Consider the following 7,666-nt stretch of genomic DNA (forward strand, 5'->3'; position numbering starts at 1 on the left):
GTTTATTCAAAATATTCGGCTTCGGTTGCCTGCCAAGGAATGTTGACGGGCTTGCCGTTGTTGATGACTTCATCGACGTGCAGTAACAACGGGAAGTCTTTGAGATCTGCCTTGCCGCGTTCGGCCATGGCACGGACAGCTCTGGCGGTACGGGTCGCAATGACCACAGCTTCCAGGGTCTCGCCCTTCAGCTTTTCTTTTGCTTCATCATAAGAATAGCCACGTCCCAATAACACACCGATCCGGCGGGAACGGCCGCCCGAAATGGTCACATACAAATCACCGACCCCGAAGACCAGACTTTCGTCACGGACCCCGGCCAGTTTCAGCAGTTTCTGCATCTCGGTCACGCTTTGTCCGAATAAAGCAGCTTCTGAATTGTGGTGTACCTTGCCGATACCTTCGTTCTTCTCGGTCAAGCCGATGGTCAGGCTGACGGCCATCGCATAGCCGTTTTTTAATGCGACAGAAAGCTCTACCCCTTTGACATCGTTAGACAAACTGATGTGATAATACGGTGTGCTGAAAATCGCTTTGAGTTTGTGCAGCGTGTCTTTGTCCCGGCCGCAGAAGGCGACCCATGTTTGATCGTGATCGGAGAGCTCGCGGGCGGTACAAGGACCGCCGATCGCATTTAAATTCAGATCTTTGCCGGCTTTCGTGCTTTGCCAATAATCCGGAAAATCCACCATGTTTCCGTCAGGTTCATCGATCATGCCTTTCGTGACCGTGATGACGGGAACGTTTTTATGCAGCTTCGGTAATACTTCATCGGCAAACCAGTCCACTCCAAAACTGGAAACACCGCCGATGATGACATCCGCTCCCTCGATGGCTTTTTCCATTTCTTCGACTTGATAATAATGAATACCGTCGTGCAGCGTACGATCTAATGTCAGATGATAATTATCTTGGCGCAGCCGATCGATGATCTTTCGATCCAACGGTGTGCCGACCAAACGGATCTCATGTCCGTTTTCAAAGGCCGGGAAGGTCAGACCGGAAGCCATTTGCCCCGCACCAATAAAAGTTAAGATTGCCATGAAAGAAACCTCCTATGTTCATGTTTCATTATAAAACAATTTATCGAATACGAAATGATGATCGCGAAAAACGATCTGTACGGGGGATCGTTGTGAAAAAAGCATAATCTCATTGACAATCACTTTTTCTTTGACTAATATAATATTTGGCTAATCTCTGGCCTTTTGAGCCCCGGTAACGCTCAATGAAGGAGGATATTCAATCATGCGTCAAACTACTATGGCAAAACCTGCCGATGTAAAGCGCACCTGGTACGTTGTAGACGGTGAAGGACAAACATTAGGCCGTCTGGCAACAACTGTAGCACATGTATTGCGCGGAAAACATAAACCGACTTATACGCCGAATGTGGACTGCGGCGATTATGTGATCGTGATCAATGCGGCAAAGGTCGAAATGACCGGAAACAAACTGAATACGGAAAAATACTATAACCACTCCGGATATTTCGGAGGCATGCGTGTCCGCACCGCCAAAGAAATGAAAGAAAAATACCCGGAAGAATGGGTCGAAAGAGCCATCAAAGGTATGCTTCCGCATACTCGTTTAGGTGATGTTCAGCGCGGCCACTTATTTGTATACGCTGGCAGTGAACATCCGCATGCTGCGCAGAAACCTGTTGAATTAAAGGTGAAAGGATAAGGAGGAATAGAAAATGGCTGGTACTCAAGTACAATACCACGGCGTCGGACGTCGTAAAGAATCTGTTGCTCGTGTCTTCTTGCGCCCGGGAACAGGAAATATTACCGTAAACGGTAAAACTCTGGAAGAGTATTTACCGCTGGAAACATTGCGCATTGTCGTAAAATCACCGTTCGAAGTAACGAACACAGCTGATCAGTTTGATGTGATCATCAACGTACGAGGCGGAGGATTCACCGGACAGGCCGGTGCAATGCGTCACGGCATTACGCGTGCTTTGATGGAAGCAAGCGATGACTACCGTGAACCGCTGAAAGCAGCAGGATTTGTAACGCGTGACCCGCGTGCCAAAGAACGTAAGAAATACGGATTGAAGAAAGCGCGTAAAGCACCGCAGTTCTCAAAACGTTAATCAGGCACCACAAGTATTCGGAACTTTCCGGATACTTTTTTTATAGAAAGGAGGCAGATCATGCCGTTTGACTCATTCCATCTCGATCCGATGCTTCAAAAAGCCATCGAAAAGCTGCATTACCAGGAACCAACGCCCATCCAGGAACAAGTGATCCCCATTTTGCTGCAGCAGAAAAACTGTTTGATCCAGGCGGAGACCGGCAGCGGCAAGACCGCCGCCTATGCCATTCCGATCATCCAGCATCTGAACATTGACAGCCGGCCGCCTCAAGCCATGGTCCTGGCCCCGACCCGTGAGCTTGCCTTTCAGATCCGGGACCATTTCCGCTGGCTGGGCATGTACAAAAAAGTGCAGTGCATTGCCTGTGTCGGTCAGCAGCCTTTTGATCAGCAGGCCATGGATATCCGGCAGCGCTGTCATGTCGTCACGGGAACGCCGGGCCGGATCCTCGATCACATCCGCCAAGGGACGCTGCCTTTGGATGATATCCGCACCCTGGTTCTTGATGAGGCTGATGCTTTATTGGAGAAAGATTTTGAAGCGGATGTTCATGCGGTCTGCGATGCGCTGCCGGCAGACCGGACCATTGTCTGCCTGAGCGCGACTTTGAGCCCGGCTGTCAAAGCTTTCATGCCGGATGCGTATACGACCATTTGTCTGCCCGAACACAATGCGGCAATTGCGGAATACGATTGGGTCACCGCAGATAAAAACACTGATACTGCCCGCTTATTGGCAGACATCGACCCAGATTCTGCCATCGTGTTCTGCCGGCGGCAGGATACCGCCGAAACAGTCTACCATTACCTCGCAGGACGCGGTGTTTTATGTCAGGCTCTGCACGGCGGCATGGATCAAGATAAACGATTTGCGGTCATGGATGCGTTTAAACAGGGCAGGTTCCGTGTTTTGATCTCAACTGATGTATCTGCCCGCGGCATCGATATCGAAGATGTCAATTTGATCATTAATTACGACCAGCCCGAGCGGCCGGATATTTATGTTCATCGGATCGGACGCAGCGGCAGGGCCGGACGTTCCGGCATGGCGGTCAATTTGATTGGATCTGATCCTGTCCATCCGCTGTATCCAATGACAAAAATGGAATCTGACGATGCGGGCTTTTTGTCATGTCTGCATGAGGTGCGGATGCTGAAACAAGATGCGTCCGATGAACTGCGGCGCGATATCACAAAGATCCATTTAAATATCGGTAAAAATAAAAAAATCCGTGCCGGCGATATTGTCGGTGCGATCTGCAGTTTGGACGGATTGTCTGCCGATGACATCGGGATCATCCAAATTCAGCGCTATCAATCCTATGTGGATATTTTAAACGGCAAAGGAGACCTGGTCCTGCAGCAACTGAAAATGGTCAAACATAAGTCCGTCAGACCGGAAAAAAGTACACAAAATAGAAGAACATAGCTGAAATGGATAATTTGAGCGGAAATAGCATTAAAATCTATCTTTGAATAGAGAATTACGCAATTTTATATGTACGAATGTGTCTAAAATCAGTCCTTTTGATAAGATAATGATATAATTTAATATATAAACAAACGCTTACATGCATAATACGGATAGAATAACCAACTGGAAGTATAAAACAAATCATAATGAAGGCAGACAGCCGCATAACCTTTTGCATCGGATGCAACAATAAATCTGGCGAAGTTATACCAGTTATTATGCACAAGCTTTCATGGATGGCTTGGGTTGGTGTTTATGTAGAATAGAAGTGTGATGGTGACTATGAAATTAAAGAGAATCAGAGACTTACGGGAGGATAACGATTTGACACAGGCGGAAATCGCAAAGATCCTAAGCGTGACCCAGCGAACATATTCACGCTATGAAAATGATGACCGCTCCATACCTTTGGAACAACTCATCAAATTAGCAGATTTTTATCATACCAGCGTGGATTATCTGCTGAATCGTACAGACAAAAAAGAACCGTATTAAAAAGAAAAGACGTTCCTGAATGGAACGTCTTTTTTATGTGCAGTTTCTAAACCGTACCCTGTGCTTTCATTGCATCCGCAACTTTCAGGAAGCCGGCAATGTTTGCACCAACCTGGTAATCTTTTTCGACACCGAATTCTTTTGCCGTATCGCGGCATGTTTCGAAGATCGAATTCATGATGCCCTGAAGACGTTGATCGACTTCTTCTGCCGGCCAGGACAAGTGCTGGGCGTTCTGAGCCATTTCCAGACCGCTGCATGCGACGCCGCCGGCGTTGCTTGCCTTGCCCGGAGAATAGAAAATGTTGTGGTCTTTCAGATAAGCGATCGCATCCGGCGTACATGGCATGTTTGCACCTTCGCATACGGCCATGACACCATTGTCAACCAATGCTTTGGCATTGTCCAGATTTAATTCGTTCTGCGTTGCGCAAGGCAGTGCGATGTCGCATTTGATGCCCCAAGGACGCTCGTTTGCCGTATAAGTGGCATTCGGATGATCTTCGACATATTCTTTGATCCGTCCGCGGCGTACTTCTTTGATTTCTTTGACAGCTGCCAGATCAATGCCGTCCGGATCATAAACGAAGCCGTTGGAATCGGACATCGTTACAACTTTTGCACCGAACTGCTGCGCTTTTTCACAAGCGTAGATGGCAACGTTTCCGGAACCGGAAATATCGACCGTCTTGCCTTCAAAGGAAGTGCCGTTGTCCTTTAACAATGCCTGTGTGAAGTAGCACAGACCATAACCGGTAGCCTGTGTACGAACCAAAGATCCGCCGTAAGACAAACCTTTGCCGGTCAGGACACCGGAGAATTCGTTCTTCAAACGTTTATATTGACCGAATAAATAACCGATCTCACGGGCTCCGACACCGATATCACCTGCCGGGACATCCGTATCCGGACCAATGTGACGATACAATTCCGTCATGAAACTCTGGCAGAAACGCATGACTTCTGCATCACTCTTGCCTTTTGGATCGAAGTCAGATCCGCCTTTGCCGCCGCCCATCGGCAGCGTTGTTAAAGAGTTCTTAAATACTTGTTCAAAGCCAAGGAATTTAATAATACTGATATTGACCGAAGGGTGGAAACGTAATCCGCCTTTGTATGGGCCGATCGCCGAGTTGAATTCAACCCGGTATCCGCGGTTGACTTGCGTTTTTCCTTGATCATCAACCCAAGGCACACGGAAAATAATCTGGCGCTCAGGCTCTACGATACGCTGTAAAACATCATCATCCAACAATTCCGGATGGACCTTTTCAACGATTTCCAAAGACTTGATGACTTCTTCGACCGCTTCCAGGAATTCCGGATCGCCAGGATTTCTTTGTTTCACTGTTTCATACAGTTCTTTTAAATCCATAATCTTATGATTCCTCCTGTCATAATACTTTGTAATTATACCACAACCGAAAAAAATGGAATCAACGACTTGATAAAATATACGTATGATGAACAAGAAGGGACTCCATCTTTTAAAATGTCCATAAATGGTGTACAATTGTTCATGAAAATAAGGAAGGAAACATGAAAAATGAAGAACCAAACCATGATTCAATACTTCGAATGGTACTATCCGGACGACGGAACATACTATGATGACGTGTGTGAACATGCCGCATTTCTGAAACATCTTGGCTTTTCTATGATCTGGATGCCGCCCGCATACAAAGGTTCCGCCGGCATTCACGATGTGGGCTACGGCGTCTATGATATGTATGATCTAGGTGAATTCGATCAGAAAGGAACCATCCGCACGAAATATGGAACCAAAGAACAATATTTGGAAGCGATCCGCCTTTGCCGCAAAAACGGACTGGCGGTCCTGGCTGATATTGTCTTCAATCATCGGATGGGGGCCGATGCCAAAGAACGCATCAAGGGCAAACAAATGAACTGGAACAATCGGGAACAAGCGATCTCCGATGAAGAAGACGTTGAAGTTTGGACCAAATATACATTCCCCGGCCGTGCCGGAAAGTACTCCGATTTTGTATGGGACTGGACCTGTTTTGACGGGACAGACTATGATGATCTGATGAAACGCAATGAGCTCATCCAGTTTTCCGGTAAGACCTGGGATCCTAACGTTTCTTCGGAACAAGGCAATTTCGATTTTATCATGGGAGATGATCTGGATTTCAGTGAGCCAAAAGTAGTACAGGAACTTTATAATTGGGGCAGATGGTACTATGAAACCACACATGTCGACGGCTACCGGCTGGATGCAGTCAAAAGCATCGACGCAAATTTCTTTCCCGGCTGGCTCAAACAGCAGCGAACCATCTCAGATGAAGATGATTTTGCGGTCGGTGAGTATTGGAGCGGAAATCTGGATGAACTGCTTGGCTATCTAAATAAGACCAGCTACACGATGACCCTGTTTGATGTGCCGCTGCATTTCCACTTTTTTGACGCTTCCCATGATTATGATCGTTATGATATGTCGAAGATCCTGGACGGTACCTTGACGCAGGCAGCCCCGCAGTCCGCTGTCGCTTTTGTCGACAATCATGACACGCAGCCAGGTCAGGCATTGGAATCGTGGGTGGAAAGCTGGTTCAAGCCCCATGCTTATGCGATCTTGTTACTGCGCAACTGTCTGTTCCCGTGTGTTTTTTACGGTGATATATATGGTATAGAACATGACGCGATCGAACCCGTTCCGCACATCCGTGAAATGGTATGGCTCCGTCGGTATGTGATGCCGGATGAAATTGATTTGTATCTGGAAGATCGATTTGATGATCCGCATTGTATCGGCTGGGCTGTCTGTCAGGCACATCCTGTTGTCGTTGTGATGACCAACGGCGTTGCCTCATCCAAAGAATTTGATTTAAAGAATGCTGCTGGCAAAGAGTTCTATGATATTACTTCCTCGAAAATTGTTCATCTTGATGAAAACATGCACGGAGTCTTTCCTTGCGATGCTGGAAGTTGTAATATATATGTGGATAAGGAAACGATTTATCGGTTATGGAAGGAAGTGTAATAATGAAAGTCGCAATCGGCTGTGACCATGGTGCTTATTCGTATAAAGAGGAAATCAAAGCAATGCTGAAGGAAGAAGGATATGAAGTCGAAGACTGCGGAACGTATTCGACGGAAAGCTGTGATTATCCAGATTATGCTTACGCTGTTGCACAGAAAATTGTAAACAAAGAAGCGGACCGCGGTATTTTGATCTGCGGAACCGGCATCGGCATCTCGATCGCCGCAAATAAAGTAAAAGGAATCCGCTGCGGTTTATGTGCCGACAGTACGATGGCGCGTTTGACGCGCGAGCACAATGATGCCAATATTCTGGCGATGGGACAAAGAACGATGGGCATCGAAGTCTGCAAGGATACGGTCAATACATTTTTAACGACAGATTTCAGCCATGGACCGCGTCACGAACGCCGGATCCAGAAGATCAAAGAAATTGAAGATAAGCAGTAAAAAAGGCGGATCGATGATCCGCCTTTTAAAATATAAAAGATATATTAAATTTTTCAAAAAAGTAGTTGACTGAAGGGGAAGAGTTTGATAATATAAATGAGCGCTCGCAAGAGGGCGCGGAACGATCTTTGAAAACCGAATAGA

General features: G+C 46.8%; 8 protein-coding genes. 6 read left to right on the forward strand and 2 right to left on the reverse strand.

What is annotated here, in order from left to right; translation table 11 throughout:
- Nucleotides 1-2 precede the first annotated feature (2 nt).
- Nucleotides 3-1,043, reverse strand: a complete 1,041-nt coding sequence (locus HNQ47_RS09915; RefSeq protein WP_183329249.1) for an NAD(P)-binding domain-containing protein — start codon at nt 1,041-1,043, stop codon at nt 3-5.
- 205 nt (nt 1,044-1,248) lie between these two features.
- On the opposite strand from HNQ47_RS09915, the gene rplM reads away from it, so the two are divergent.
- The 4 genes from rplM (at nt 1,249) to HNQ47_RS09935 (ending at nt 4,069) form a co-directional block, all read left to right on the forward strand.
- On the forward strand, nt 1,249-1,686 hold the full coding sequence (gene rplM / locus HNQ47_RS09920) for a 50S ribosomal protein L13 (protein ID WP_183329250.1): 438 nt from the start codon (nt 1,249-1,251) through the stop codon (nt 1,684-1,686).
- A 13-nt stretch (nt 1,687-1,699) separates the two neighbouring features.
- A complete protein-coding gene (gene rpsI, locus HNQ47_RS09925; RefSeq protein WP_183329251.1) occupies nt 1,700-2,098 on the forward strand; it encodes a 30S ribosomal protein S9 in 399 nt (132 codons plus the stop codon).
- A 60-nt stretch (nt 2,099-2,158) separates the two neighbouring features.
- On the forward strand, nt 2,159-3,529 hold the full coding sequence (locus tag HNQ47_RS09930) for a DEAD/DEAH box helicase (RefSeq protein ID WP_183329252.1): 1,371 nt from the start codon (nt 2,159-2,161) through the stop codon (nt 3,527-3,529).
- 327 nt (nt 3,530-3,856) lie between these two features.
- Nucleotides 3,857-4,069 (forward strand): helix-turn-helix domain-containing protein, encoded by a 213-nt coding sequence (locus tag HNQ47_RS09935; protein WP_183329253.1) that lies wholly within the window; start codon nt 3,857-3,859, stop codon nt 4,067-4,069.
- A 46-nt stretch (nt 4,070-4,115) separates the two neighbouring features.
- On the opposite strand, the gene gdhA is transcribed toward HNQ47_RS09935, so the two are convergent.
- Nucleotides 4,116-5,447, reverse strand: a complete 1,332-nt coding sequence (gene gdhA, locus HNQ47_RS09940; protein WP_343052971.1) for an NADP-specific glutamate dehydrogenase — start codon at nt 5,445-5,447, stop codon at nt 4,116-4,118.
- A gap of 168 nt (nt 5,448-5,615) precedes the next feature.
- Here gdhA and HNQ47_RS09945 point away from each other — a divergent pair, with 168 nt between their 5' ends.
- Nucleotides 5,616-7,073: an alpha-amylase gene (locus HNQ47_RS09945; protein WP_183329255.1), complete on the forward strand. Its 1,458-nt coding sequence runs from the start codon at nt 5,616-5,618 to the stop codon at nt 7,071-7,073.
- A gap of 2 nt (nt 7,074-7,075) precedes the next feature.
- A complete protein-coding gene (rpiB, locus tag HNQ47_RS09950; RefSeq protein WP_183329256.1) occupies nt 7,076-7,522 on the forward strand; it encodes a ribose 5-phosphate isomerase B in 447 nt (148 codons plus the stop codon).
- The last annotated feature ends 144 nt before the right edge of the window (nt 7,523-7,666 follow it).

Origin of the sequence: Catenisphaera adipataccumulans (genome assembly GCF_014202755.1) — a bacterium.
GTDB classification, from domain to species: Bacteria; Bacillota_I; Bacilli_A; order Erysipelotrichales; family Erysipelotrichaceae; genus Catenisphaera; species Catenisphaera adipataccumulans.